This is a genomic window from Sorangium sp. So ce185 (assembly GCF_051526825.1).
GTDB classification, from domain to species: Bacteria; Myxococcota_A; Polyangia; order Polyangiales; family Polyangiaceae; genus Sorangium; species Sorangium cellulosum_D.
Window position 1 is genome coordinate 12893691 of sequence record NZ_CP150316.1, and the last position, 25247, is coordinate 12918937.

The 25247-nt window shown below is 72.5% G+C and carries 20 protein-coding genes; 7 read left to right on the forward strand and 13 right to left on the reverse strand.

Annotated features, from left to right (window positions below):
* The first annotated feature begins 731 nt into the window (after positions 1-731).
* Both WMF26_RS47610 and WMF26_RS47615 read left to right on the forward strand, forming a co-directional pair.
* A complete protein-coding gene (locus tag WMF26_RS47610; protein ID WP_437998114.1) occupies positions 732-3635 on the forward strand; it encodes a trypsin-like serine protease in 2904 nt (967 codons plus the stop codon).
* A gap of 42 nt (positions 3636-3677) precedes the next feature.
* Positions 3678-5042 (forward strand): hypothetical protein, encoded by a 1365-nt coding sequence (locus WMF26_RS47615; RefSeq protein ID WP_437998115.1) that lies wholly within the window; start codon positions 3678-3680, stop codon positions 5040-5042.
* 114 nt (positions 5043-5156) lie between these two features.
* Here the strand turns inward: WMF26_RS47615 and WMF26_RS47620 are convergent, their stop codons facing one another.
* The gene (locus WMF26_RS47620; RefSeq protein ID WP_437998116.1) at positions 5157-5582 is read right to left on the reverse strand and encodes a hypothetical protein; all 426 of its coding nucleotides are present in this window, start codon (positions 5580-5582) and stop codon (positions 5157-5159) included.
* A 336-nt stretch (positions 5583-5918) separates the two neighbouring features.
* Here WMF26_RS47620 and WMF26_RS47625 point away from each other — a divergent pair, with 336 nt between their 5' ends.
* Positions 5919-6194, forward strand: a complete 276-nt coding sequence (locus tag WMF26_RS47625) for a hypothetical protein (protein WP_437334606.1) — start codon at positions 5919-5921, stop codon at positions 6192-6194.
* A 215-nt stretch (positions 6195-6409) separates the two neighbouring features.
* Here the strand turns inward: WMF26_RS47625 and WMF26_RS47630 are convergent, their stop codons facing one another.
* From WMF26_RS47630 to WMF26_RS47640, 3 genes are all read right to left on the reverse strand, one after another.
* Entirely contained in the window at positions 6410-6820 is a 411-nt protein-coding gene (locus WMF26_RS47630) for a response regulator (RefSeq protein ID WP_020741642.1), read from the reverse strand.
* 231 nt (positions 6821-7051) lie between these two features.
* Positions 7052-8332, reverse strand: coding sequence for a hypothetical protein (locus tag WMF26_RS47635; RefSeq protein WP_437998117.1), 1281 nt, complete (start codon positions 8330-8332; stop codon positions 7052-7054).
* 16 nt (positions 8333-8348) lie between these two features.
* Positions 8349-8549, reverse strand: a complete 201-nt coding sequence (locus tag WMF26_RS47640) for a DUF350 domain-containing protein (RefSeq protein WP_020741644.1) — start codon at positions 8547-8549, stop codon at positions 8349-8351.
* A gap of 175 nt (positions 8550-8724) precedes the next feature.
* Here WMF26_RS47640 and WMF26_RS47645 point away from each other — a divergent pair, with 175 nt between their 5' ends.
* The 3 genes from WMF26_RS47645 to WMF26_RS47655 are packed head-to-tail and all read left to right on the forward strand — an operon-like array spanning position 8725 to position 13341.
* Positions 8725-10626, forward strand: coding sequence for a M16 family metallopeptidase (locus WMF26_RS47645; protein ID WP_437998118.1), 1902 nt, complete (start codon positions 8725-8727; stop codon positions 10624-10626).
* Between the two features lie 4 nt (positions 10627-10630).
* A complete protein-coding gene (locus tag WMF26_RS47650) occupies positions 10631-12283 on the forward strand; it encodes a M16 family metallopeptidase (RefSeq protein ID WP_437998119.1) in 1653 nt (550 codons plus the stop codon).
* Positions 12280-13341 (forward strand): hypothetical protein, encoded by a 1062-nt coding sequence (locus WMF26_RS47655; protein ID WP_437998120.1) that lies wholly within the window; start codon positions 12280-12282, stop codon positions 13339-13341. Before WMF26_RS47650 ends, WMF26_RS47655 begins: the two co-directional genes overlap by 4 nt.
* A 364-nt stretch (positions 13342-13705) precedes the next feature.
* On the opposite strand, the gene WMF26_RS47660 is transcribed toward WMF26_RS47655, so the two are convergent.
* From WMF26_RS47660 to WMF26_RS47680, 5 genes are all read right to left on the reverse strand, one after another.
* A complete protein-coding gene (locus WMF26_RS47660; RefSeq protein ID WP_061622719.1) occupies positions 13706-14167 on the reverse strand; it encodes a hypothetical protein in 462 nt (153 codons plus the stop codon).
* 713 nt (positions 14168-14880) lie between these two features.
* Positions 14881-15609 carry a metallophosphoesterase family protein gene (locus tag WMF26_RS47665; protein WP_437952713.1) on the reverse strand — a complete coding sequence of 243 codons (729 nt, stop codon included), beginning with the start codon at positions 15607-15609 and terminating at the stop codon, positions 14881-14883.
* 233 nt (positions 15610-15842) lie between these two features.
* Positions 15843-16991, reverse strand: a complete 1149-nt coding sequence (locus tag WMF26_RS47670; RefSeq protein ID WP_437998121.1) for a hypothetical protein — start codon at positions 16989-16991, stop codon at positions 15843-15845.
* A 622-nt stretch (positions 16992-17613) separates the two neighbouring features.
* The gene (locus WMF26_RS47675; RefSeq protein ID WP_437998122.1) at positions 17614-18003 is read right to left on the reverse strand and encodes an AgmX/PglI C-terminal domain-containing protein; all 390 of its coding nucleotides are present in this window, start codon (positions 18001-18003) and stop codon (positions 17614-17616) included.
* 51 nt (positions 18004-18054) lie between these two features.
* Positions 18055-18693 (reverse strand): OmpA family protein, encoded by a 639-nt coding sequence (locus WMF26_RS47680; protein ID WP_437998123.1) that lies wholly within the window; start codon positions 18691-18693, stop codon positions 18055-18057.
* A gap of 350 nt (positions 18694-19043) precedes the next feature.
* Between WMF26_RS47680 and WMF26_RS47685 the strand changes: the two genes are divergently transcribed.
* Entirely contained in the window at positions 19044-19910 is an 867-nt protein-coding gene (locus WMF26_RS47685) for a DUF899 domain-containing protein (protein WP_437952717.1), read from the forward strand.
* A gap of 18 nt (positions 19911-19928) precedes the next feature.
* Here the strand turns inward: WMF26_RS47685 and WMF26_RS47690 are convergent, their stop codons facing one another.
* From WMF26_RS47690 to WMF26_RS47705, 4 genes are all read right to left on the reverse strand, one after another.
* Positions 19929-20312 carry a hypothetical protein gene (locus tag WMF26_RS47690; RefSeq protein ID WP_437334615.1) on the reverse strand — a complete coding sequence of 128 codons (384 nt, stop codon included), beginning with the start codon at positions 20310-20312 and terminating at the stop codon, positions 19929-19931.
* A 45-nt stretch (positions 20313-20357) separates the two neighbouring features.
* Positions 20358-21014 carry an HAD family hydrolase gene (locus tag WMF26_RS47695; RefSeq protein ID WP_437998124.1) on the reverse strand — a complete coding sequence of 219 codons (657 nt, stop codon included), beginning with the start codon at positions 21012-21014 and terminating at the stop codon, positions 20358-20360.
* A 106-nt stretch (positions 21015-21120) separates the two neighbouring features.
* Positions 21121-22854, reverse strand: a complete 1734-nt coding sequence (locus tag WMF26_RS47700) for an amidohydrolase (protein ID WP_437998125.1) — start codon at positions 22852-22854, stop codon at positions 21121-21123.
* A gap of 634 nt (positions 22855-23488) precedes the next feature.
* Positions 23489-25186, reverse strand: a complete 1698-nt coding sequence (locus WMF26_RS47705) for an ATP-binding protein (protein WP_437998126.1) — start codon at positions 25184-25186, stop codon at positions 23489-23491.
* Positions 25187-25247: the final 61 nt, after the last annotated feature.

Below are 25247 nucleotides of genomic sequence, written 5' to 3' on the forward strand. Positions count from 1 at the left end.
CCGGATCCGGGCAGCTCATGGACTTGATGGCGCGACGGGGATCAGCCCTTCAGATTATTTGATCAGGGCTTGTTCGGCCCGTTCGCTCGTACGCCGCGTGATGATGCGGTTACGAACGGGTTAACCATGCACCGAGGTGCGGCATTTCCTGTCGCGCCGAAATCATCCGTGGTCGCGGGACCACGGGACCGATGCAAGCCCCATGGCGGGTCCGCCTGGACGTAACCACGTTCAGCGCGCTGGCGCGGCACCTCCGAGCTCGAGCGGTGGCGTCGCGCGCCCGGTGACATGTCACGGTCGCGGCGTGACATGTCACGGTCGCAGCGGGACATGTCACGCCGCGACCGTGACATGTCACGGTCGTGGCGCGAAGAGCGCCGCGGTCACCCCCGAGGCGCCGACAGAGCCCTGGCCCCGCGCGCGGAATGGAAAGCGCCGTCATTGGCCGATATTCCCGGCATCCGCGGCAGGCGGCCCCCGGAGCGGGTTCGCCAGGTCCGCTGAAGCCGCCGGCGAGCCACGGCCGGCACGGCTTTTGCTGAAAACGGACGGTTGAGGAAGCGGACTCATCATCGCTCCCACCGAGAGCTCAGCCCGTCGCTGTCCGGCGTCGTCGAGACGATCACCGGCGAAGGGCCGCCTGCGCCCACCATGGCGGTTCGGCGCATCGTGCAGGGCTTTACCTGCGAAGCAGGTCTCTGGAACCAGAGCAGGAGGAGCGCCCCGCTGCCGTGAAGGGAATATCGAAGTCAGTGAGAGCGACATTAAAAAAGCTATCAGTCGCCGGCACGCTCGCGGTGCTCGGCACCTGCTTCAACACCCCAGCGTATGCCGTCGGAAACGGCATCGTGGACAACGGGAACCAGTACCCTCACGTGGTGAGGCTGAACTTTGCAAGCGGCTACTGCAGCGGAACGCTGATCACACCGTTCTGGGTCGTCTCAGCGAAGCACTGCTTCCTGAACGATGACGGGACCCTCAAGAACCAGAACTTCAGCGTCTCCCTAACCACGAATCCCGACGCGGCCTCGCCCGCCACCACCTTCATGCACACGACGGCCGTGTCGGGCCCGGTCTTCGTCGGCTCCACCGTGCCGAACAGCACATGGGACGACGACGAGCGGTCGCGCGACATCGCCGTGTTTCGCCTGGACACCCGGGTCCCGCGCACGCTGGCCCGGCCGCTCCACCTGCCGGACGAGGACGCGTGCGGCTCGGTCTTCGACGGTACCATCGTGGGATTCGGGGGCGACACGGACGACATCCTCGTCTGCAGCGATATCCCCTCCTTGCGGAGGTACAGCAGCAGTCCGCTCGAGTACGACCGCTCGCACGAGGACTACGGCGACATCTTCTACGACACCTCGATCTGGACGCTGGTGAACTGGCCTTGGGTGTGCGACGAGTACGAGGGGAGCTACGGCGGCGACTCCGGCGGACCTCTCCTGGATGACGAGGGCAGGCTCTGCGGCGCGGTCAGCGGCAAGACGTTCGGAGGGGCCCTGCCGGGCACCTACTTCCTGGAGAACGTCTTCGCCGCGCTCGACAGCGGCGAGGCGCGGAGCTTCATGCTCGGCGCAGTGACCCCCGCCGGAAACCGCATCATCGACGCGAAGGGCAACTTCGACGGTGAGTGCCAGAGGTTCATCGACGAGTGCGACAGGTTCGGCTTTTGCAACGAGACCGACACGGACGTCGACGGCATCATCGACGTGTGCGACAACTGCCCGACGATCGCCAACCCGGAGCAGGCCACCGATCCCAACGATGACGCGGATGGCGACGGCCTCGGCAACGCGTGCGACATGTGCCCCACCCAGGTGACCAATCAGTGGGTAGGGCCGGCGACGAACTGCAATTTCGAGGCGGAGCTCGCCGCCTCTTATCCCGACGCGACCGAGCTGCCCATCATCCGCGCCGACTCGCCTACCCTCGCGGCCGATCTTCAGCTGTACAGGGATACGTTCCGCCCGAACGCGTGCGACCCCGTACCTTGCACCAAGGCGGACCTGACCCAGGGCGGCTCGCTGCCCGCGGCCGAGATCCCTCCTGTGCCGAACGGCCAGGCCGAGTGCCCCGTGTGGGAGCCCTGCCGCTGGGAGTTGCGCAACCGGATCAACTTGAAGCCGGTAATCGGCAACGTCGGCGCCAACAACACGAGCGGGACACTCAAGCTGAAGTGGTGCGACTGCCCCAACTACGACACCGACACGCTGGAGGGGCGGTTCGCCTGCGATCATGACCCGCTGACCGACTGCAGACGAGAGTCCGCAGAGTTCACCACGCACCCAAAGTGGCACAATCTCTCCACCAAGGCGAGCGGATCGAGCACCGCCGACAACGGGTGGGCGAACGGAAAGAGCCTCGGCATCTCGTACACTCTGCCGTTCAACGACAATCCGGAGCACATCAAGCGGACCGTCGACTGGGACTTCCTCGATCTCGGGGCCAGCCACGTGCAGACGGGCACCTATAGCCGCCGCGTCCAGGGGGTGCTCTTCAGCCACCTGACCAGCTTTTCCCCGGTGACCGGGTACAACCAGACCCAGGCCATCAAGTTCGGCAATTACTATTTCTCCGGCGACGCTTCCCTCGTCGCCACGAGCAGGCCGATCATCCCGCCCGACGCCATCAACCTTAAAGACAGGTATTTCTGCCCCGAATGCCCCTTGGGCTATACCGACCTGTATCAGTCCCATGACCCAGTGATCAACCTGCCCCGGATCTACCGCGCTACGCCCACGGGGTTGGCGCTCGTGTCCGGGCTCTCCGCCCCCGTGACGAGCCTCTACGCCGACGCCGCCAGCGGGGCCGTCAGCCTTGTCGCCGTCGCCGAGCCGTTCCGGCGGCTCCTCCGCGACCAGATCCCCGGCGAGACGCTCCTGAGGGCCGTCGCGCTCGACGGCGCCGATGACAACCAGCTCGAAGCTCAGGTCTTCAGCACCAAGTTCGACGGACCGCCGCTCGTCTCGTATTCCGCTGGCCAGGGCAGCTCCATCCCGTTGAACGGGCCCGTGCTGCACGGCAACGAGGCGCGCGTGCTCTCGGCGACCACCCGCCGGCTCCTCGTCATCGGCGGGACCGTCGACGGCCAGCCCGCGTCGCAGCCCAACCCTTCGGCCTGGATGCTCGACGTCGACTCGGAGCTCTGGACCGAGATCCCGATCCCAGGGAGCACCCTGCCTGGCGCCGTGATCAGCGCCACCTACCGCCTGGAAGACCGCTCCGTTTACCTGCTCGACAAGGTCGGTGGCGTCCTCAGGCTGAGGCGGTGGCAGCCGCAAAAGGAGGTCGAGACGCTGGCCCAGTTCCCTGTGTGGTGGAACGACTTTCAGAAGTACTGGCTGGCCCCGGGCGAGGCGGGCGATCTGATCCTGGCCGCGACCTCCCCCATCACCTCCCCGTGGAATACGGCATCGCGGGCGGCGTTCGCTCGGTTCACCGTCAACGCGGGCGACCTCGGATTCGCCGGCCTCAAGGAGATGGCGATGTGGCTCAGCGGCGCCCCGCTCGTGGGTGTGAACACCATGTCCGTGTCCCAAAAGCATCCGGACAGCAGCATCTCTACGACCGAGGTGCCGCTGATGACCGGCTTCAGCACGCCCTCGAGCACCAAGATGCCCACGCTATTCTGAGCCATGCAACACGACCTCCTTGCTAGTCTCGCGGCGCGCGCCGTGCCGCTCTTCTTCTCCCTCTCGGCCCTCTCGGCGAGCTGCTCTCGCGGCGCGCCGGAGCCTCCGAGCCTCGACGGCACCGGCGGACATAGGGCGGCCGGTGACGCGAGCCAGGGCAGCACGCACGCGTCCGGGACTGCAGGCGAGGCGGCGACCGGCGCCAGCGTCCCGGGTGACGCTGGCCCGGGCGCTCCCCCTGATGCGTCTGAACATCCAGGGGACAGCACCTGGAGGGCCACGCGTTGGCTCGACCGGTGCCAGATCGACGTCGCCGACGAGCCCGGCAAGGCGCTGCCGCACTTGCGCTGGGAGCAGTGCCCGGGGAACGCTCCGGGCTGCACGTCGCTCGCCGTCGACTGGGACGCCGACAAGTATCCACGAACCGCCTCGCCGAGCGTCGTTCGATGGGGCGACGGCTACCGCGTCGGGCTGTACCTCCAGTACCGGGGTGAGCGACGGACCGGCGTCTACGACGCCGACGGGAGGCCGCTCGCCGCATGGCGCTACAGAGACCTCGAGCCGACCGTGCCCGAGGCCGACCCGAAACCGGAGTACTGCATACCGACGGTGCCCAGCGTCGGTCATGAGCGGGTATGGCTCGGCGCGCAGAGGGTGAGCGTCGCGACGCCCGGCTCGGCCTACCTCGTCTCCGGCTACGACGCGCTCGCCACCGCGAGCCAACCCATCCCGGTCGACGCGCTGAGCCAGGGCCTCCACACGAGCGACGACACCTTCGCGCTCTCGGGGCCCGGGCCCGGCACGATCAACATCTACGACAGGATCAGCAACCAGGCCAAGAGGTTCGGTCGCCCGTCAGGCAACGACGCGCCATCGTTCGACCAGATGTATCCAGTCGGCGATCATGCGCTCGGCCTGGCGGTCTTCGAGGTCGGTACGTCCGAGGGGTGGATCTGGAACCGCCGGACCCACACCATCGAACCGCTGCTCCGGGCGGAGTCGCCTCGGGTCGTCGCTGACATCAAGAGCGACGGGCAGACGCTCGTGTGGCTGGAAGCGGAGCCCTTCTCCGACGACGGGTTCTACGGGGCGTCCAGCCTCTGGACCAGCCCCTTCGCGGCGACGAAGGCGGATCTCGCGCCGAAGAAGCGCCGGGCGGGCCCCATCATCGGATACCCCATCTCGGCCGCCGGGGAAGGCTTCTATGCCGTCTACGCGATCGGCGAGAAGGTGATCCACGTCTACCGCCTGTCTGACGCCCATCACTGGTCGTTCAAGACGCCGCCCGAGCTCTTCGACATCGAGAACATCGCTCACGTGGACTCCCGCGAGGTCTGGGTCTGGGTCCGGGGCGGCATCGTGCGCCAGGCGATCTCGGAGCTCGGCCCCGGCGATCCCGCCCCGTGATGTCCGACCCGCACACCCAGCGGCACGCCCCATGGCGGGGTCCGCCTGCCCGTGGCGGGCTCACTGCTGCGGCGCTGCTGAGCGCACCGTCGTGACGAGCTCAGCAGACCGGCCTCAGATGATCAGGATGACATCGATATCGCCGTCGCCCGGGAGCGCCACCCCCGCGGGCACGTGAGGCGCGTTGGCCGGCGCCAGGCGGAGCGCGCCGCACGACCGCGTCACCGAGCTCTCGGGCGGAGCCCCGCCGGCGTCGGCCTGGCCTCCGCGCCGCTCGCCGTGCCCGCGGTTCGCGCAGCCGGCGATCGCGGCGCGGACCGCGCGGAAGACGCTCTCCGCGTCGAGCCCGCCGAGCTCCTCTGCCGCCCTGGCGAGGCGCTCGTCGACGCATCGGGCGCACGGCGTGGAGCTCGCCGCGAGCCGCACGATGAGCGTCGCCTCCGGACAGGCGAGCTCTGCCTTGTCGAACGGCACCGCGAGCGACGAGCCCCTGCCGACATCGACGCTGACGAGGAGAGTGTCGCCGTCGCGTACCACCACGGTTTCGCGCGGATGTCGGCCGCTCACGCGTTCTGGAGCTGACTCACGATGACTTGTGTTGACGAGGATCCACAGGCGATCTGAGCTCGCCTGCCCGCTCTTCTCCACAGCGTCGCTGGTGCGGCTCTCTGCCATTCGCACGCCCTCCGAGGAGGCGAACCTATCGCCGCCGGAGGCGGACGGCGATAGGTCCACCGGACAGACAATGTCCTGACCATCAGGTCCGCCGGGACGCTGCTGCCCCGGGCGAACGCGTGAGAGCAGCCAGGGCTCGCTGCGTCCGTTGCGCCATCCGGCGCGAGGCGGTAAGCACAACCACGGACTGGAGGCTGAAGCGTGGATGAGCCGGAGCGACGCGACGAGGACCCGGAGCAGGGCGCGGGCGAAGGCGGAACGGACCGCGCGTCGCTCGGCATCTTGTTCCTCGCAGCGGCGTTCGCGCTCGCGCTGCTGCTGACCGTGGTGGGCCTCCTCGCCTTCGCGGCGATGAGCCCGCGGTCGCCGGCGCCGCCCGCGCTGCGCGGCGAGCGGGACGGCGCCGATGCCGCGCTGCTCGGCGATCGGGTCTGCGTCGCGCCCCTCCTGCGCGGCGACGCTTCACGGGCCGTCTGAGGGCGCGCGGGCGTAGCGCCGCGCTCGGCTGCTGCACGGACCACGACGCCGCGCGAACTGGACGCTGCGCGGGAGCGTGGCCGCCACGCGCGCTCGGCTGCCGCGCGGGGCTGAGACCGCCGCGCGCGCTCGGCTGCTGTGCGGAAGCGTGACCGCCGCGCGCGCTCGACTGCTGGGTGTGCTCGACTGCTGGGTGCGCTCGGCTGCCGCGCGGGCTAGCCGCAGGTCTTCTGGACGATGGCGAGCAGCGCCCCGAAGTCGACAGGCTTCTTCAGGTAGGCCGTGCCCTCGGGCGGGCCGTCGTGGCCGGAGACGATGGTCACCGGAATGGCCGCGAGCGCGTGCACCTGCTTCAACGCGGCGAGCATCTCCTCGCCGGTCATCACCGGCATCATCAAATCGAGCAGGATGAGCCCGGGCGGCGGATCTGCCTCGTGCAGCAGATCGAGCGCCTCCCTGCCGTTGCTGGCGCAGTAGACATCGTAGCCCGAGGCTTCGAGCATCTCGCGGAGCATCTCGCGGAGCTCGGCGTCGTCGTCGACCAGGAGGACGGGGGCGCGCGGATTCGGGGGAATCGGCGTCAGGCGCGGCGCGCCGGGCCCGTCGGTTGGCCGTGGTTCACTCATTTCTGTCACCTCTCCCAGGCTGCGCGAGCATGTCGAAGCGATAGCAGGCGCAGGCCGCGCACGCATTGCATGGTCTCAGCATCTTCGGATCTTCTCCGGATCCATGGTCCCGGGCTGCGCGAGGCGGCTCCGGCTCCACGCCCCATCGGAGGGCAAGGGGCGTGGCGGGAGCGCGGGCGCCGCGAGCGAAGCCATGCGAAGCGCCGAGGGTTACGGGAGTTGCGCCGCGGGTCAAGCTTCTCGGCTCGCCGAGAGCGACACGGCGCCCGCCGCGCCGCTTTCGCCGGCGCCGCCGCGCCCGCCAGCGCCGCCGCTTTCGCCGGCGCCGCCGCGCCCGCTGCCCTCGCTGCCCCCGCCGCGCTCGCCCCCGCCGCCCGCGCCCTCCGCCGAGCCGGACCGGAACCCGAGCGCGCGCGCCTGGGCGGGGCGCGTGTGGCGACGGCGCCATATCACCGCGTCGAGCATGTAATGGGTCGCCTGCGGGAGCGCGAGCAGCGGCACGAGCAGCGCCCGCGCGCGCGGGCCGAGGAGCGGCTCGTCCACGGCGCCGCCGAAGAGCTCCGGCCGGTCGTGCCAGACCAGCCGATCCCAGAGCATCTCCTCGACGAACGCGAGCGCCAGCGCGAGCCCGAGGAAGGCGAGGAGCCCGCCGGCGAGGACCCGCGCGAGCAGCGAGCGCGGCGCCTCGCGGGCCCGCTCCCGCGCGTACGCGAACACGAGCGCCATGTACGGCACCCCGTGGACGATCACGTTCGTGACCGTGAACTGGAAGTCGCTGTCGGTCGCGACGATGCCGACGTACCAGGTCGCCGCGGTCGTGCCCACGACCACGTGCTTGCCGAGGTTCAGCGGCGCGCGGGCGACGCAGGCTCGGTGGAGCGCGCGGGCGACGTACGCGACGGCGAGCGCGGCGTACACCGCGCCGAGCGGGGCCACCGCGGCCGCGAGCCGCGGCGAGCTCACGAAGTCGCCGTCCACGAACCACGCGAACGCGCGCGGCGGGTGCGCGTGCCAGTAGAGGAGCGGCCACCCCGTCGCCGCGTAGATGAGGGCGTCGTCGAGGAGGCGATCGACGCGCGAGCGCTCGCCCGCGAGCGCGCGGTAGATCGCGACCCACCCGATCTGCTGGCGCACGAAGTGGATCACCGCGGCGTAGGCGAGCGCGCGCCAGAACGAGAGCTCGGAGGCGAGGTGCAGCGCGACGCCGGCGGCGTAGCAGGCGAGCGGCACGGCGGCGTAGAGCGCGGGGTGGCGGCGGAGCTCCTCGGGATCGAGGTAGGTGCGGAAGAGCGTCGTGTGCACGTGGGCCACGTCGACGCCGACCACGAACAGCAGGAAGCCCCACGCGGGGAGCGCGCCGCCCGAGGAGAGCGCCGCGAGGGCGAGCGCGACCGCCGCGGAGCCGCCGAAGACCGCGAGGTCGACGCCGCGGCCCCACAGGAAGCCGCCGCGGGCCGCGGGGGCGGGCGCGGCCGGCAGCGCGCCGAGGAGGTCGGGCCCGGCCGTGGCCAACGCCGAGACCCGCGCGTCAGCCGTGGATGGCCGCGGAGATGATCCAGGCGAGGCCCAGGATCACCGAGCCGATCACGATCGCGAGCGCCGTGTTCTGGTCCTCCTCGATCTCCTTGCGGATGGAGAACGGGGTCAGCTTCGTGATCAGCACGAACGCCAGCAGGAAGACGAGCAGCCCCAGGGCGACGAAGATCAGCGTTCCGACTACGGCTTTCATCAGGTTTTGAGCGTCGGGCATCGGCGGTTCTCTCTGAGCGCGGGGCGGCGCGCGGCGCGCGCTCGCGACCTCGGAAGCTGCGGCGTGAGCCTACGCGAGACCGCCGGCAGCGTGAAGCGCGGTCGCCGCGTCGCGCGGCGGGCGCGCCCGGCCGGCGACGTGCTATCGCCCTGCGGTGTCCACGACCGCGAGCCGAACCCTGCTCCGCGGCGCCCTCACGGCCGGGCTCGCGGCGCTCGGCCTGCTGAGCGCAGGCGCGCCGTGTCCCGCCGCCGCGGCGCCGCCCGCCGACAAGCCCGCGCCCGGCGCGGCGAAGCCCGCCGACAAGCCCGCGCCGGCCGCCGCGGCGAAGCCCGCCGACAAGCCCGCGCCGGCCGCGGCGAAGCCCGCCGACAAGCCCGCGCCGGCCGCGGCGCCGCCCGCCGACGAGCCCGCGCCCGCCGCGGCGAAGCCCGCCGACAAGCCCGCGCCCGCCGCGGCGAAGCCCGCCGACAAGCCCGCGCCCGCGGCCGCGGCGAAGCCCGCCAGCAAGCCCGCGCCCATCGCCGCAACACCGCCCGCCGGCAAGCCCGCGCCCGCGCGCCCGCCGCGCGTCGCCGCGGCCTCGCCGAAGGGCGCCGCGGCGCCGCCTTCGGACGCGCCGATCGAGCTCGCGATCCCCGTCGAGCGCGCCACGCTCCAGAACGGCCTGCGCGTCGTGATGAGCCCCGACAAGAGCTCGCCCACGGTCGCGGTGGCCGTCACCTACGACGCCGGCTCGCGCGACGAGCCGAACGGCAGGAGCGGCGTCGCGCGCCTCGTGATGGGATTGATGGCCCGCGGCAGCCGCAACGTGGCCGCCGGCGAGCACCTGCGCCTCGTGGCCGAGCGCGGCGGCGAGCTCCACGCCGAGACGGAGGTCGACCGCACCACCTACGCGGAGACCCTGCCCGCGAACGAGCTCGCGCTGGCCCTGTGGCTCGAGGCCGATCGCATGAGGTCGCTCGATCTGAGCGCGCAGGCCTTCGAGGCGCAGCGCAGGGACGCGCAGGAGCGCCGCGGCGCGATCCTCGGCGCCGCCTACGGCCAGGGCGGCATCCGGCTGCGCGAGCTCGTCTTCCAGGGGTACTGGCCCCACGAGCACCCCGCGCTCGGCGACGCGGACGACCTCGCCGGCGCCGAGCTCTCCTGGGCCCGCGACTTCCACGCCGCCTACTACGGCCCGAACCGCGCGGTGCTCGCGATCGCCGGCGGCTTCGACCCCGGCGAGGCGATGGAGCTCGTGCGCCGGTACTTCGACGGCATCCCCGCCGTCTCCGCCGCGCCCTTCAAGGACGTCCCGTTCCCCGAGCAGACGAGCCAGCGCACCGGCGTCGTGAGGGACGCCGCCGCCCGTGCCCCGGCCATCCTCTACGGGTGGGCCGTGCCGCCGCTCGGGCACCCGGATCACCACGCGCTCTCGCTCGCGGCCTTCGTGCTCGGCGGCGGCGAGAGCTCGCGCCTCGAGGCGCTCCTCGTCGGCGACAAGGCGGTCGCGCAGTCGGTGCGGGTCGCGATCGACCGCCACCGCGGGCCCGACCTCTTCTCCATCGACGTGCGGCTCGCCGAGGGCGCCCGCGTCGGCGACGTCGAGAAGCTCATCGAGGGCGAGATCCGGACGCTCGCGACGGCGGGGCCGCCGGCGACCGAGCTCTCGCGGGCGCGCCGGCAGCTCCAGTCGGCGTTCGTGTCGGGCCTCGCGGGCGCGAGCGCGCGGGCGCGGGCGCTCGCCGAGCACGAGCTCCTCTTCGGGGACGCGAGCCGCCTGAACGGGGAGCTCGCCCGCTACTTCGCCGTGACCCGGGAGGACGTGCAGCGCGCCGCGCGCGATCACCTCGGCCCGACGCGCCGGACCATCGTGGAGACCTACCCGCCCGGGATCCCGGGAGCCGCCCCGCCGCCGCGCGCGTCGGCCGGCGCGCCGCGGGCCGCGGCCGCGCCGGGCAAGGGCCAGGACAAGGCGACGCCGGCCAAGGGCCCGGCGAAGGCGCGCGGCGCTGCGGCCCGGCCCGCGGCGAAGAAGAAGCCGGCGAAGACGGCGAAGCCCAGGAAGAAGTGACGGCATGAGCGAGGGAATCCACCGACGCGGACGGCGCGCCCGACGGACAGCGCGCCCCTATCTCTCCTGGGCCGCGGCGCTCGCCGCGGCGGTGGCGTGCGGCTGCGCTCCGGCCGCGCGCGCCCCGCGCCCGCCCGCGCACGCGGCCGCGCCGGCCAAGGGCGCGGCGGAGGCGCCGCCCCCCGAGGCCGCGCGCCGGGAGCAGCCCCCGCCGTCCGGCCCCGCGCGGCCCGCGCGCATGCCCCCGATCGCGTGGGCCGAGCTCCCGAGCGGCCTGAGCGTCGCCACCGCGGTGAACCGCGCGCTGCCGCTCGTGGAGGTCCGGGTCGTCGTCCACGGCGGGTCCGCGGCCGACGGCGAGCGCACGGGGCTCGCCGCGCTCACCGGCCAGCTCCTGCTGCGCGGCGGCGCCGGCCACCTCCCCGGCCGCGAGCTGCTCGCGCGGCTCGAGTCGCTCGGCGCCTCCGTGTCGGTGGACACCGGCCTCGACGCCACGGTGATCCGCCTGCGCACGACCAGCGATCGCCTCGCCGAGGCGATCGAGCTGCTCGGGCTCGTCGTGCAGCGGCCGCGCCTCGACGCCGCGGAGCTCGCCAAGCTGAAGGCCCGCGCGGCCGAGGCGGCGCGGGACCGCGCGCACGCGGACGGCCGCTGGGGCGCGATGATGGTCCTCTTCCGCGACCTCTACGCGCTCCCGACCGAGCTGCACCCGTACGCCTCGTTCGGCGCGACCACGGCGGAGCTCGCGAAGATCACCGCCGCCGACTGCCGCGCGTTCCACACGGCGTGGTACGTCCCGAAGAACACCGTGGTCGTGGTGGCGGGCGACACGACGCCCGAGGCCGCGCGCGCCGCGGTCGAGAAGGCGTTCGCCGACCGGAGGGCCGACGAGCCGCCGGCGCTCTCGTTCACCGATCCCATGCCCCGGGGGTCGCTCAAGCTCACGGTCGTCGATCGCCCGAAGAGCGCGGAGACCGAGCTCTTCCTCGGCGTCCTCGGCCCCGAGCGCGGCGCCCAGGACTTTCCTGCGCTCGCGGTCGCGAGCGAGGTGCTCGGCGGCCCCTCGGGGCGCTTCTCGCAGGACCTCCTCGAGCCGCGCGGCGCGGCGCGCGCGGCGTCCGCGACGACGCTCGACGTCGCGCACGGCCCGGTCCCGCTCCTGGCCCACGCGAGCGTCCCGGCGGCGCGCACGGGCGCCGCCGCGCAGGCGATGCTCGAGCACATCGAGCGGCTCGCGACCACGGCGCCGTCGCAGGAGGAGGTGGACGCGGCGGCGCGGCGGCTCGCGGGCGGCCTCGGGCTCGGCGTCGAGACGGCCGCGGGGCTCGCGGACGAGATCGCGCGGCTCTCGGTGCTCGATCTGCCGGACGACCACCACGACGGCTACCGCAAGGAGCTCCGGGACATCACGCCGGCCCTCGCCGGCAAGGTCGCGGCCGACCACGTGCGGCCGGCGCGCGCCGTGGTCGTCGCGGTGGGCGACGCGCAGGTGATCGGCCCGATGCTGAGCCGCTTCGGCGACGTGAAGGTGGTCGACCCGACGCGCGCCTTCGAGCGGAAGCGCACGATCCCGCGGGACGCGAGCGCCTCGCCCGCGGCAGGGCAGGGGCCGGCGCCCGGCGCGGGCCGCGACGCGCCGGCGCAGGAGCAGCCGTGACGGCCGCCGGGCGCCCGCGCGCGCCGCGGGCGGCGCTCGCCGTCCCGCGCGCGCCGGGGGCGGCTGGCGGATGCGCGCTGCGGGCGGCGCGCGGCGTCGCGCTGCGGGCGGCGCTCGCGCTCGCGGCCGGGCTCGCGGCCGCGGCCGCCCCGGTGCGCGCGGGCGCGCAGCCGAGGCCCGCGCCGGTGGCCGCCGCGAAGGCGGCGCCCGGGCTGCGCGCGGGGCCGCTCGACGGCGCGACCTACGACTACGAGCGCCCGCCGGCGAGCGGCGCGGTCGAGCAGGGCGCGGCGCATGCCGGGGCTCCCGCGGGCGCGGTGCCGCCGGAGCAGCGTTGGCTGGGCCGCGCGTTCGTGCACCGCCTGGCGGCCGCCGAGCCCGCGCGGCCGCTGCCGATCCTCGTGTTCCTGCACGGCACCAACGCGGCGCAGATCAAGTACCGCTGGATGGGGGGCGGCCAGGAGGGCGACGTCCGTCGGATCGCGGCGCAGCTCATGGAGGCGGGCCAGATCCCGCCGATCCTTGTCGCGGCGCCGAGCGCCGTGCTCCCGGCGGCCGTGGCCGTGGCGCGGACGAGCTGGCCGGCCTTCGACCTGGACGCGTTCCTCGACGCCACCGCCGCCCGGCTGCGCGGCGTCGCCACGATCGACCGCACGCGCGTCATCGTCGCGGGCCACTCCGGCGGCGGCTGCAACCGGGAGGGCGGCGTCGCGACCGCCGTGCGCGCGTCCATTCCCGTGCACGCGGCGCTCGTGATCGACACGTGCATGGACGTCGACATCGCGCTCCCGCTTTCGCAGTCGCCTCCGGCCACGCACGTCGTCGTGTCGTGGCAGACGATGAGCTGGGCGAAGCGCCCCATCGCCGACTTCCGCCGCGCCTTCCAGCGCGGCGTCGAGGCGCGCCCCGCCGCGCCCGGCGTGCTCCGCGAGCTGGAGCAGCTCCAGCCGACGGAGCCCATGCCGCACGACGCCATGGTGCCCCTGGTGCTGCGGCGGTGGTTGCCGCCGCTGCTCTCGCCGGACGCCGCGTCGGGCGTGCCCTGCGTCTCGCCGTGACCGCCGCGGGACGCGGCGCTCCGGCGCAGCACCCGCGCGCGGCGGCACCGAGGCCGCAACGCGCACAAAAAAAAAGAGCGCCTGTCCGACGGTTGGGGGGGGAAAACCGTCCCTCAGGCGCTCGCCGTCCAGTAGAAGCAGGAGCTGGGCCAGGGGTGTCCCGACGAGATATCGTGCGTTTGCGCACGCCCCTTGGGGCTTCGGCTTTCGTTTTGGCCGGGGCGGGTTTCGCCGGTGAAGTCTGGCCGCGCTCGCTCGCTCGAAGCTGCTGCCCGGTGGCGCCGCCGCGGAGCCTCTCGATGGCGGCGGCGCTGCTTTGGTGCTCTGCGACGGCGGCGCTCGCCTGGGCGCCTCGCGCCGGGGGCTAGGCCGGGCGGTGGGGCGTGCCGGCGACGGCCCCCACGCGGCGCGTCTTTGCCACGCGCCTCGCCTGCTGCCGGATGTGCTCCACGGCCTTCTCGAAGAACGGCTCGGGGGCGGCCTTGCTGACGGTGATCTGCTCGCCGCCGACGAGGACGACGAGGAGGCCCCGGTCGGTCCTGCCCACCGCGAAGAAGTCGACGGTGAACGGCAGCTCTTCCTCGACGGTGAGCGACAGCTGGCACTTCAACACCTCGCCGACGCCGGGGTGATTCTCGACGACGAACCGCTGCAGCAGCCCGTTGGCGTGGACATCGCCGGCGATCCGGTTGAGCGCCCACTTGTCCCGCGGCCAGGCCATGTGGTCCCGCAGCTCGTATATCCAGTGCAGGAGCTCCTCCGCGACCTGGCCGATCGCCGCCTTCGACGCCTCATAGGACAGCTTGATCTGCTCGTATTTCGTCATCGGGACTCCATCGCACGCCGGCGCGCCCCCTCGAGGCTACCAGAACGCCGCGCCCCGCCGCACGCAGATCGGGGCTGTCGGCCCCGCCGGCGCCGCAGGATCCGCGGGCGGCGCTCGGCGGTCATCGAGGCGCGGCGCGCCCGGGGCGGCGCCGGAGCTCGCTCCCCGGCCACACCGGCGGCGGCTCCACGCCCGCGGGGACAGCGCGGGCGGTTCGCCCACGCCTCCCTCGCCGGGTCGCGCACCGCTCCGTGCTCGAGGCCGCCGGGTTGCTCCACCACGACGTGCGGGCGAGCCCGTCGACTGCATCGAGCGGCCGGCGTGGAGATCGTCTCCGGCCGAAACCCCCTCATCGCGGGGTTCTTCATCCAGCGAAGCCGGCCCAACAGCGCGTCGCCAATGCACTTGATGTCCTATTCCGCGACCCGTCAGGGTGGTTCTGGTCGCGATAGATGAGCCGGATGTCGCCGCCGTGGAGCTTCACGTAGGGGATAGAGACGGAGTTCAAGTCGTGCCAGACACCCTCCAACGAGTGCAAAGTGATGCTGGCCGAGCCCGGTCTCGAGGCGCTCTCTCTCCGCGGGCCGGGTAGTGGTCAACTTTGCCCAGAGAGAGTCCACATGAAGGCGGGAAGGTGGGAAGATCATTAAGGTTTTCTTCCCGCCTTCCCGCCTCCATGTTCAAATCTGACCACGACTGCGGGCCGCGCGCCCTCAGGCATATTGCTGCAGCAGCGCGCCGCGCATCGGGTTGTCCCACGCGCTCACGGCCGCGCGGACGGCGTCCCGGTCGACCGGCACCCGGTGCAGGCTGACGCTCACGGCGCCGCCGCGCGCCTCCACGATCGCGTACTCGGCGTGGTGCAGCAGCGTCGGCGGCCCGCCGTTCGCGTACTCCTTGAACGGGAGCCCGACGCTCCCCGGGTTCACGAGGAGCGCGCCGCGGTGCTGGCGGAGCATCTGGAGGTGCGTGTGCCCGCCGGCCATCACCGTCGCCGCGTGGCCGTCGAGGCGGCGATCCAGCTCCTCGGCCGGCGTGCTCGAGAGGAGATCCTCCATGTGAGACCGGGGCGAGCCGTGAAACAGGAGGAGCGTCGCGCGGTCGTCGAGCGGGATCGTGAGGCGCGCCTGGAACGTGCGCAGGAAGTCGAGGTCGTCCGCGGACAGCTGATCACGGCACCAGTCCACCGCGTCGATCACGATGGGCGCCTCGGTGTAGGTGCGGATCAGCCCCGGATCCAGCATGAACTCATCGTGGTTGCCGAGGATGCACGGACACCCGAGCTCCCGCAGCATGTCCAGGATGGCCCGGGGCCGCGGCCCCAGCGTCGCGACGTCCCCGAGGCAGATCACCTGATCGACGCCGGCCGCCTGGATGCTGGCCAGCACGGCCCTGAGCGCCACTTCATTGCCGTGAATGTCGGATATCAGGGCGACGCGCATGGGAGGACCTCTTCGCGGGCGGCCGTCGGGGCGCTGGGGCGGCCCTCGGCGCCGCGGTGGTGCGGCGGTTGGTCGAGCGACAACCCGAAAGGCTAGACCATGTCCGGCGTCGCCTCCAGCCCCTCGCGTCCGCCCGAGCGATGCCTGTGGTCCCGCGTGGCGATCTCGGCTCGGGGTCGACGGATGCAGTCGACGTTTCGCTCACCGGGCGCGCTCGCCCGCCCTTGACATCCTCACAAGAAGAGGGTCTTGGTGTCCGTGAACACGATGACGAAGCGCGCGTCTGCCGCGGCGCCGCTGGCGTCGAAGCAGGCGACGTAGGCCTGCGTCTCCGCCGCGTCACCGGACCAGCTGACGACCTTGCAGTGCTCCGAGCCGGTGCCGTAGGCCGTGACCTGCACGTTCGAGCCGGTCGCCGCCATGCCGGGGAGGTTGACGACATAGCGGCCTGCGGACGTGCGCCCGGCGGTGATGTCGGTTGTGACGTCACCCACGTCGCCCGCGATGTAGCCTTTCTGATAGGAGAGGCTCGGCGTGTACGCCGCGGCCGTGGCGTCGTGCGCCCAGGCGTAGCTGTACGACAGCGCGCCGTTGACCTGCGTCGATCGGCCGAAGTTCAGGGTGAAACGCCCGTCCGACGGGGCGCCCGAGCTGTCGAAGCATCGCACGTAGACCACGGCGTCGTCTCCGGACTGCGCCCAGCTGCTGACCTTGCAGTGCTCGCTTCCCGGGCCGTAGGCCGTGACCTCCACCGTCCCGCCGGCCGCGGTCTGCGACGGCAGGGTGACGGCGTAGCGGCCTACGCCCTGGCGCTCGATCGTGTTGCTCTCGCCGCTCGAGTTGAACTGGTACGTCAGGTTCGGCGTGTACGCCGGCGCCGTCGGGTTGTCCGCCCAGACGTACGCTTCGTGCGAGGGCCCTGTGCCCGATTTGCGGACATACGCGATGCTGAAGAGGGTGTCGACCGGCGCGCCGCCGGCGGTGAAGCAATTGACGCGGACGTCGACGGCATCGCCGCTTGCGTTCCAGCCCTCGACCTTGCAGCGCTCGGAGCCCGGACCGTAGGCCGTGACCTGGACGTTGCCGCCGGCATCCGCGCCGATGCCTGGAAACCGCGCGCGATACCGCCCGGTGCCGAGCTGCGTGACGGTGTTGTCCACGCCCTGCCCGAAGAGGTCTCCGGAGGAGCTCCGCGAGTAGCTCGAGCTCGCGGTGAACGAGCCCGTCGCCTGCTGCGCCCAGGCATACGCCCAGGTGCGAGAGATGAGCGCCTGCTGGGCGGAGTCCACCCCGCCCTCCTCGGTCCCATCGTGCGCTTCACCGCAACCTGCGCTCATGATGCCGGCGACGAGCGAGCCCACGAGCAGAGTCTTGCTTTTCATGATCAGTCCCCTTCCTCGATTTCGACGTTGACAGCGATCGTGGTGTGATCGCGGAAGGGAGACTGCAACGCGCATGCCGCGGGCGCCGCGCAGCGGGACCCGCTCAGGCCAAGCCTCGTGTCCGGCGTCGCGAGGTGCGTTGAGCGACGGCGATCTGGCCTTGAGCGTCAGGCCCGCGGCGTCGAGCGGCCTGGCTTGTCACGAGGGGGACCCAGGGGCGCTGTCGCGCGCGCGTGACAGCTCGCGTCACGGCCGAGTGTCACTGTCGTGGACCCGTTCCGCGGCGACCCGCCGCGGTGCGGTGTCATCCCGCCGCCGGGGCTAGAGCGGTTTTGGCTCGGGCATCATGGAGACGTCGTCCGTCCCTCGTCTGTCGTCTGTCGTCTGTCGTCTGTCGTCTGTCGTCTGTCGTCTGTCGTCTTCCGTCTTCCGTGCTCGTCCTTCGTGCGCGTGCGCGTGCGCGCTGACTCCGGCGGAATCGCGCACGAGCACGCGCACGCGCACGGAAGAGGGAAGACGGAGGAGGGAAGAGGGAAGACGGAGGAGGGAAGGCGGAGGGCGAACGGCGGAGGACGGCGGCGAGCGACAGAGGGCGGTGCCCCAGTCCCCGCCGAAACCCGCGCTACGCTTTCGGCGCCCGGGGCGGCGTGAACTCCCAGACGAACTTCCCCTTGCCCTTGTTCTCATCCGCCGGCGTCAGGACGAGACCCTCGATCGAGTCGACGACGCAGCTCGCCACCTCCTTCGAGGCGGTGGTGCCCTCCGGCTCGACGACGATGTCCACGAGGCGGCCGCTGTCCTCGAGCACGAGAAAGCTGACGGTGACCTTGCCCTCCGCGCCGGGATTCCGGGCGAGCTCCGCGTCGTAGCACGCGCGGATCTGCTCCTCTCTCGTCGCGAGCAGCGCGGCCGTGTCGTCCCGGTACATCTCCGGGCTCCGCAGCGCGAAGGAGCACCCCGTGGACGCGCCCGACGAGGCCAGAACGACAACACCCAAGAGCCAATGCTTCATGCGCGCCTCCTTGCCGGGAGCAGCGTTCGTGGATCGACCCCGGATCAGCATCTACTGCCCCTCCGCCGCGGGCTTCGCGGTGTCCTGCTCGACGATGTTGAACTCGACCCGGCGGTTCTTCTCACGCCCCTCCTCCGACTCGTTGTCCGCGATGGGCTTGGTCTCGCCGAAGCCCTTGGCGGTGAGCATGCCCTGAGGGATCCCGTGCTTGACGAGGTACTCCATCACCGCCTTCGCGCGGCGATCCGAGAGCTTCAGGTTGTGCTCGTCCGCGCCATCGGAGCTCGCGTGCCCCTCGATGGCGATCTTCTTGATGTGCGGGTGCTTCTTGATCGTGTCGACGACCTCGTTGAGCAGGCTGTGCGACTCCGTCCGGATCACCGCCTTGTCGTGCTCGAAGAGGATCTTCTCGTTGATGACGATCTGCTTCTCCGTCACCTCCACGCGCTTCTTCTCGGGCGGGGGCGGGGGCGGGGGCGGCGGGGGCGTGCCCGCGATGGCGAACGCCCGCCCCCCTTCGAACGCGGTGACGCCGCCGCAGGCCGCCGAGCCGAGGCCCACGCCCACGAGCAAGGCAAGGGCGAGCCGAGGCCCGAGGCCCGCGGGGCGCCGCGACACGCGATGGGCGCCGGGCCAGGAGCGAGGGCGCGGATGGCGCCTCGCGCTTTGGTTGTCGGAGAGTTCGTTCATGATCGAGACTCCAAGGGCCGCTGTCACGGGCCCAGGTCGCTGGGCGGCGCGCTCAGCGCGAGCACGACGAACACCCCGGATAGAGGTAAGGTCGGCTCGCGGGCGAGCTCCATGCCTCGCACCCTAGCCCAGATCAGGCGCCGCGAGCTAGCCCGGATTTTCACCGGAACGGCTCGCGCCGGCGCACCACGCAATCGGCGTGCCATATGCGTGACGGGCGATCCATCGTCGCTTTCTCGACCGATGCGCCGATGAGATCCGCGCGCTCCGGCGGTCCATGCTCCGAGCCCGTCCCCGGGCAGCGCCCGCACCGGGCGAGGCCCATTCCCGATGACCCTGGAGACGTACCCATGACCCGGATCGAACTACCGCGCGTCGTCTCGCGCGCCGAGTGGCTGGAGGAGCGCAAGGCGCTGCTTACCCGTGAGAAGGAGCTGACGCGAGCGCGCGACCAGCTCAACGCGGATCGCCGGCGCCTGCCGATGGTCGAGGTGACCGAGCCGTACGAGTTCTCGGGGCAGCACGGCAGGCTGCGCCTGCTCGACCTGTTCGAGGGCCGGCAGCAGCTCATCGTTTATCACTTCATGTGGCTGTTCGAGGACGGCAAACCCAAGGACCGCGGCTGCCCGAGCTGCTCGGGCTTCGCCGATCAGATCTCGAAGGGACACCTGCGGCACTGGCACCATGTCGACACCACGTTCGCGTTCATCTCGCGCGCTCCGTGGGAGAAGATCGCGCCGTTCAAGGCGCGCATGGGCTGGCCGGTACCCTGGTACTCGTCAGAAGGCAGCCGCTTCAACTACGACTACCACGTCACGCTCGACGAGTCGGTCGCGCCGGTGGAGTACAACTACCGTACCCCCGCCGAGCACGAACAGGCGGGCTCCGCTTATTATCTGGGCGGCAAGCAGCCCTTCGACCTGCACGGGCTGAGCTGCTTCCTGCGCGACGGCGAGCGCGTGTACCACACCTACTCGACCTACGGGCGCGGCACGGAGTCGACGGGCGGCTCGTATTACTTCCTCGACCTGACCGCGCTCGGGCGCCAGGAGGACTGGGAAGAGCCCAAGGGGCGGAGCGCCGGGCAGGGCGCCAAGGCCGGCGACGAGCGCATCCGCTACCCCGACGAGCAGGAGGATCTGTCCGACTCGAGCGGCGCGCGGCCCGCGCCCGCGGCCCCCGAGGCCGACGACTGCTGCTCTCGGCTGCGGCGCTGAGCCGCGCCGGATGACCCCTCACCGCGCTGCGAACCTCACGTCCAGGTCCGGGTACTTGCGGGCGAGGTACTCCAGCGCCAGCGACGTGTGACAGCGCCGAACGTCGGGTTGGCGCGCCGTGGGGCAGTTGCAGCCGAGGAAGACGTCGCCCTGCCGGGCCTCCTGCGCCAGCGCGTCGAAGCGCGACGCTTGCTCCGCAAACCGCTGATCGAGCACCGCGATGTAGGCGGCGCGGAACCGCTCGAAGCCCGCTTGCGACGGGTCGGACAGGAACGCTTCGACGATCTCCGGGGTGGGCCTCAGGACGTGCTGCGTGTGTTTGCGCGTATCGTACCGCTTGCCCTCTGGCAGCGGATCGCCGTCGCGACGGCGCCCGCGGACGATCTGGTAGCGTGCGATCATGCGCCCGATCCTACGCTCGCACGCGCTCGGCGGCCCGCTCGCGCTTCACGGAGCTCGCCCTCCGTTCTCGCGCGTCACGAGCGCCCTCAGCTCATGCAGGTCGCGGACGGTGTACGTCGCGCCCTCGCCCCGTGGCACGCCCGGCCGCAGGATCTGCACCGTCCTGATCCCGAGCCGGTTTCCGGCCTCGATCTCCGACTCCAGGTTGTCGCCGACCACGAGCACCTCCCTGGGGTCGAGGCGGCGAGCGCGCAAGATCTCCTCGAAGATCCCCTGCTTCCCCTTCCTGCCCGGCTCATCGATCGCGTCGACGTGGATCCCCGCGAAGAGCCGCTCGATGCCGAGCGCCCTGATCTTGCTCTCCTGGAGCCGTCGAAAGCCGGACGTCACAAGGAAGCGCAGGGCAGGCAGCTCGGCGAGCGCGCCGAGGTCGGGGTAGCCGCGCATCGGCGCCCTCACCTCCAGCTGGGCGCACGCCGCCCAGCCGGCCGCGAGCATCTCCGCGGAGAAGCCGTGCTCCTGGGCGACGAAATCGAGCGCGTGGCGCCAGCAGTCGGAGAATGCCCGCTCGAGCGCCTCCTCGGAGAGCTCGCCCCGGTTCGCCCGCCGGATCGCCGCGAACACCGGATCGAGGAGCTCTCTCCCCACCTCGTCCGCCGCGCTCAGGCAGTTGTCCAGATCGAAGAGGACGGCGTGGATCATCCCGCAGGTTCCCTCGCGCGCGAGCGTAGGCGAGCGCGGCCGCCGGCCGCAACGGCGAGCCCGGCCGCCCGGCCGGCGGAGCCGTGCTCCGCGGAGGCGCACGCCCTCATGGCGCGCGCGCCGCGCCCTCATCGCGCGGCGCGCGCGCCACGCGGCCGCCCACGACCACCATGTCGATCGGCGTGTCGACGAGCGAGCGATCGGGCGAGAGATCCCGGCCGAGGACCGTCAGATCGGCCACGAAGCCTTCCGCGATCCGGCCCCGCTGGCCCTCGGTCCAGGCCGCGTACGCGGGCGCCGCGGTGAAGGCCAGGAGCGCCTCGTCGAGGCCGAGCCGCTCCTCGGGCATCCACCCGCCCGGGGGCTGTCCCGAGAGATCCTGCCGGGTCACGGCCGCGTAGATGCCGAGCAGCGGCGAGGGCTCCTCCACCGGGAAATCCGAGCCGAACACGACGCGCGCGCCCGACGCGAGCAGCGACCGGAAGGCGTACGCGCCCTTCAGGCGGCGGGCGCCGAGCCGCGCGGGCGCCCACGGCATGTCGCTCGTCGCGTGCGTCGGCTGCACCGACGCGATCGCGCCGAGCGCCGCGAAGCGCGGCAGATCGTCGGGCGAGACGATCTGCGCGTGCTCCACCCGGAACCGGAGCGCCGCCGCCCGCCCCGGGCCGAGCGCCTCGAACGCGTCGAGCACGGCGCGGTTCGCGCGGTCGCCGATGGCGTGCACCGCGAGCTGGAAGCCCGCGTCGGCGGCGAGCCGCGCCGCGCGCGCGAGCGCCTCGCGATCCATCAGCAGGAGGCCGCTCGTCGAGGGCTCGTCCGCGTACGGCTCCAGGAGCGCCGCGCCGCGCGAGCCGAGCGCGCCGTCGGCGAAGAGCTTGACCCCGCGCAGCACGAACATCGCCGTGCCCGCCGCGTCGGCGTCGGGCGCGCGCGCCCGCAGCCCCTCGAGCCGCCCCGCGCCGGCGAGGTACGCGTGGACGCGGATCGGCAGCCGCCCGGCGGCGGCGAGCGCGCGGTAGACCGCCACGGTCTCGTCGTCGACGCCCATCTCGTGCACGCCCGTGAGCCCGGACGAGAGCGCCTCCTCGGCGGCGCGCAGGATGCGCCGCTCGCGCACGGCGGGCGGATCGGCCGGGATCTTGGCCTCGACGAGGTCCATCGCGCTGTCGATGAAGACGCCCGTCGGCTCGCCCGCCGCGTCGCGCAGGATGCGCCCGCCCGGCGGATCCTGCGCGCCCCTGCCGACCCCGGCGGCGCGCATCGCCGCCGCGTTGGCCCAGAGCGCGTGCCCGTCGACGCGGCGCAACGCCACCGGGTGCTCCGGCGCCGCGGCGTCGAGCGGGGCGTGCGTGGGGAACGCCGCGCCCGGCCAGAGGTTCTGGTCCCAGCCGCGGCCGGTGATCCACTCGCCCCTCGGGCGGGCCTTCGCCGCCTCGGCCACGACCGCCGCCGCCGCCTCCGCGCTCCGCGCGCCGCGCACGCTCGGCGTCTCCAGCGCGACGCCGAGCCCGTAGAGGTGGGCGTGCCCGTCGACGAGCCCGGGCACGACCGCGCGCCCCGGCAGCTCCACGACGCGCGTCGCCGGTCCGACGAAGGCCCTCGCGTCGGCCGCGCTGCCCACGAAGACGATCCGCTCGCCGCGCACGGCGACCGCCTCGGCGAGCGGGCTCCTGGGGTCCATGGTCCGGACGACGCCGGCCGTGATCACGAGATCTGCGGGCGCTGGGGGCTGTGCGGGCGTCGAGGGCGCCGGCGCGGCGGCGGGCGGGCCAGGGGAGGCACAGCCGAGGGCGAGGCTGCCGAAGAGGCTCAGGAGCGCCGCTCGGAGCACGTTCGACATGAGCGCCACCCTAGCACCCGCGCGGGGCGCGCAACGGCGGTCAGGGCGTCGGCCTCACCTCGGCCGAGCCAGCGCCGCAGGAAGGGGATGGGGAGTCCCTGAGGAGCGGGTTGCGAGTCGTGGTCGAATTTGAACATGAAGGCGGGAAGGCGGGAAGAACATTAAGGTTTTCTTCCCGCCTTCATGTGGACTCTCTCTGGGCAAAGTTGACCACTACTGGCACTGTCGAGCTCCTCACAGGACATCTCCTGCGACAAGCAGCTCATGGCCGTCTGGTACTGTTGGACCAGAGGACCGCAGACGTCGTCGTTCTGCATGGCGTTGTAGACTTCGTGGAGCGTGGTCGCGCACTGGAGCTCGCCTGCGGGTCCAGCGTGCGCGTGGCAAACTTTGCCGTACTGGCAACGATTGCCCCACCGTCTGGGCAAGGAGCAGCAAGGATTGCCATCGCGCGCGCCGAGGAAGAAATCCCGCGTCGAACGCGTAGCTCTTGGGAGTATCGATGACGTCTGTCCGGCATCGACGGCGAACGCCGTCGATGCATCCGAGCGCCGCCCCTCCGCTGGGCGAGGGCGGCGCGCTCGTGGCGCCCTCGCGGCGGCCCGCGCCGGCGTCGATCAGGGGATCACGACGGCTATTTCAGGTGAGCGCCGTGGCGCCCGTCGCCGTCCTCGCCGGCCGCGCGCCGCGGCAGCTCGACGATGAACGTCGTGCCCGCGCCGAGCGCGCTCTCGACCCGGATGGTCCCGCCGAGCGACGCGAGGACGTGGCGCACGATCCAGAGCCCGAGCCCGAGCCCGCCGTACGACGCGTGGTCCGCGGCGCGCTCGAACCGCTCGAAGATGCGGACGTGGTCCTGGGGCGCGATGCCGATGCCCCGGTCCCGCACCACGAGGAGCGCCGTCCGGTCGTCCCCCGCGACCTCGACGTCGATGGGGTTGCCCGCGCCGTACTTCGCGGCGTTGGACAGGAGGTTCGTGACGATCTGGTCGACGCGCGTCCGGTCCCATCGCCCGCTGACCGGCTCGTCCGCGGCGACGCGCAGCGCGTAGCCCGCGCGCGAGAGCGAGTCCCGGAAGCGCCACGCCACGTCGCGCACCACCGCCGCCAGATCGACCTCCTCGAGCTGCAGATCGAGGCGCCCCGCGGTGAGGCGCGAGACGTCGAGCAGGTCGTCCACGAGCTCCGCGAGCCGATCGACCTGCCGGAGGATGACCGCCGTCTTCTCGCGCAGCGCCTCCGCGGGCGTGTTTCGCTGCACGGCCCGCAGGATGCTGCCCGCGAGGAGCCTCAGCGGCGTGAGCGGCGTCTTGAGCTCGTGCGCGGCCAGCGCCAGGAAATCGTCGCGCCGCTTGATGGCGTCCTCCGCGTCCTGGTACAGCCGCGCGCGCTGCGCCTCGGCGCGCCGGCAGAGGATCGCGCTGGCGAGCACGTTCGCGATCGCCCCGATGAAATGGACCTCGTCGTCCGTGAACCTCCGCGCGCGCGTCGTGCACGCGCAGAGGGCGCCGAAGCCGTGGACGCTCACGCTCATCCCGCTCTTGATGCCCTGCGCGAGCAGGCAGGGGGCAGGCCGGAACCGCCGGTCGCCGGGCAGGTCGTCGAACACGACCGCCTCCACGCGCGAGAGCGTGTGGCCGGCCTGGGTTCCGGGCCCGGCGTCGATCCGCTCGGACCCGGCGGCGCGCGGGCAGCGGCCCACGGCTGCGCGCCGCACGAGCGTGATGCCGTCGGGCAGCACCTCGAAGACGCCCACCTCCTCGGTGCCGAGCGCCGCGGCGGTCTGCCGGGCGGCGCTCTCCAGGAGGTCGTCTGTCGCGGCGCCCGCGAGCGCCTGCTGCCCCACGGCGGCGACCGCCGCCTGCTGAGCTGCCCGGCGCTTCGCCTGCTCGTGCAGCGCCGCGTGCTGGGCCGCCAGCGCCCCGGTGCGCAGGTGCGTCGACCGCACCGCGGCGCCCAGCCCGCCGGTGGCGAGCCCGACGACGCAGTACAGCGAGAGCACCAGCACATCGGCTCTCGAGTCGACGGCGAAGGAACCGCGAGGCTCCAGGACGAGGTATGCCCCCCCGAACCCTCCGATGATCCCGGTCGCGATGGCGGGCCCGAAGCCGGCGCGGACGGACACGAAGACGATGGCGATGAGCGGCAGAAGAAAATAGCCGTTCCGGAGATCGATGTTCGGCCAGACGAGGGCCGTCATCCCGACGGCCGCGATGCCCGCCAGGACGGCCCCGCCGTAGCGCTGGGGGATCGCATGGCTGTCGGGCGGGCAGCCGTCGCCCATCGGCCGCCCGATGCCGCCGAGGGCGCCGGCCGCCGACTCGCCTGACACGGGCGGGGAGCGTCGCCACATGGGCGGTGAATCTGGGCCGAACCGGCGTGGTGGCGCAACC

What these genes read in the sequence shown, in the direction of transcription:
- WMF26_RS47630 (WP_020741642.1), bottom strand. Translation starts at nt 6,820, where the DNA reads ATGAGTGAACCACGGCCAACCGACGGGCCCGGCGCGCCGCGCCTGACG.
- WMF26_RS47640 (WP_020741644.1), bottom strand. Translation starts at nt 8,549, where the DNA reads ATGAAAGCCGTAGTCGGAACGCTGATCTTCGTCGCCCTGGGGCTGCTC.
- WMF26_RS47650 (WP_437998119.1), top strand. Translation starts at nt 10,631, where the DNA reads ATGAGCGAGGGAATCCACCGACGCGGACGGCGCGCCCGACGGACAGCG.
- WMF26_RS47660 (WP_061622719.1), bottom strand. Translation starts at nt 14,167, where the DNA reads ATGACGAAATACGAGCAGATCAAGCTGTCCTATGAGGCGTCGAAGGCG.
- WMF26_RS47665 (WP_437952713.1), bottom strand. Translation starts at nt 15,609, where the DNA reads ATGCGCGTCGCCCTGATATCCGACATTCACGGCAATGAAGTGGCGCTC.
- WMF26_RS47670 (WP_437998121.1), bottom strand. Translation starts at nt 16,991, where the DNA reads ATGAAAAGCAAGACTCTGCTCGTGGGCTCGCTCGTCGCCGGCATCATG.
- WMF26_RS47675 (WP_437998122.1), bottom strand. Translation starts at nt 18,003, where the DNA reads ATGAAGCATTGGCTCTTGGGTGTTGTCGTTCTGGCCTCGTCGGGCGCG.
- WMF26_RS47680 (WP_437998123.1), bottom strand. Translation starts at nt 18,693, where the DNA reads ATGAACGAACTCTCCGACAACCAAAGCGCGAGGCGCCATCCGCGCCCT.
- WMF26_RS47685 (WP_437952717.1), top strand. Translation starts at nt 19,044, where the DNA reads ATGACCCGGATCGAACTACCGCGCGTCGTCTCGCGCGCCGAGTGGCTG.
- WMF26_RS47690 (WP_437334615.1), bottom strand. Translation starts at nt 20,312, where the DNA reads ATGATCGCACGCTACCAGATCGTCCGCGGGCGCCGTCGCGACGGCGAT.
- WMF26_RS47695 (WP_437998124.1), bottom strand. Translation starts at nt 21,014, where the DNA reads ATGATCCACGCCGTCCTCTTCGATCTGGACAACTGCCTGAGCGCGGCG.
- WMF26_RS47700 (WP_437998125.1), bottom strand. Translation starts at nt 22,854, where the DNA reads ATGTCGAACGTGCTCCGAGCGGCGCTCCTGAGCCTCTTCGGCAGCCTC.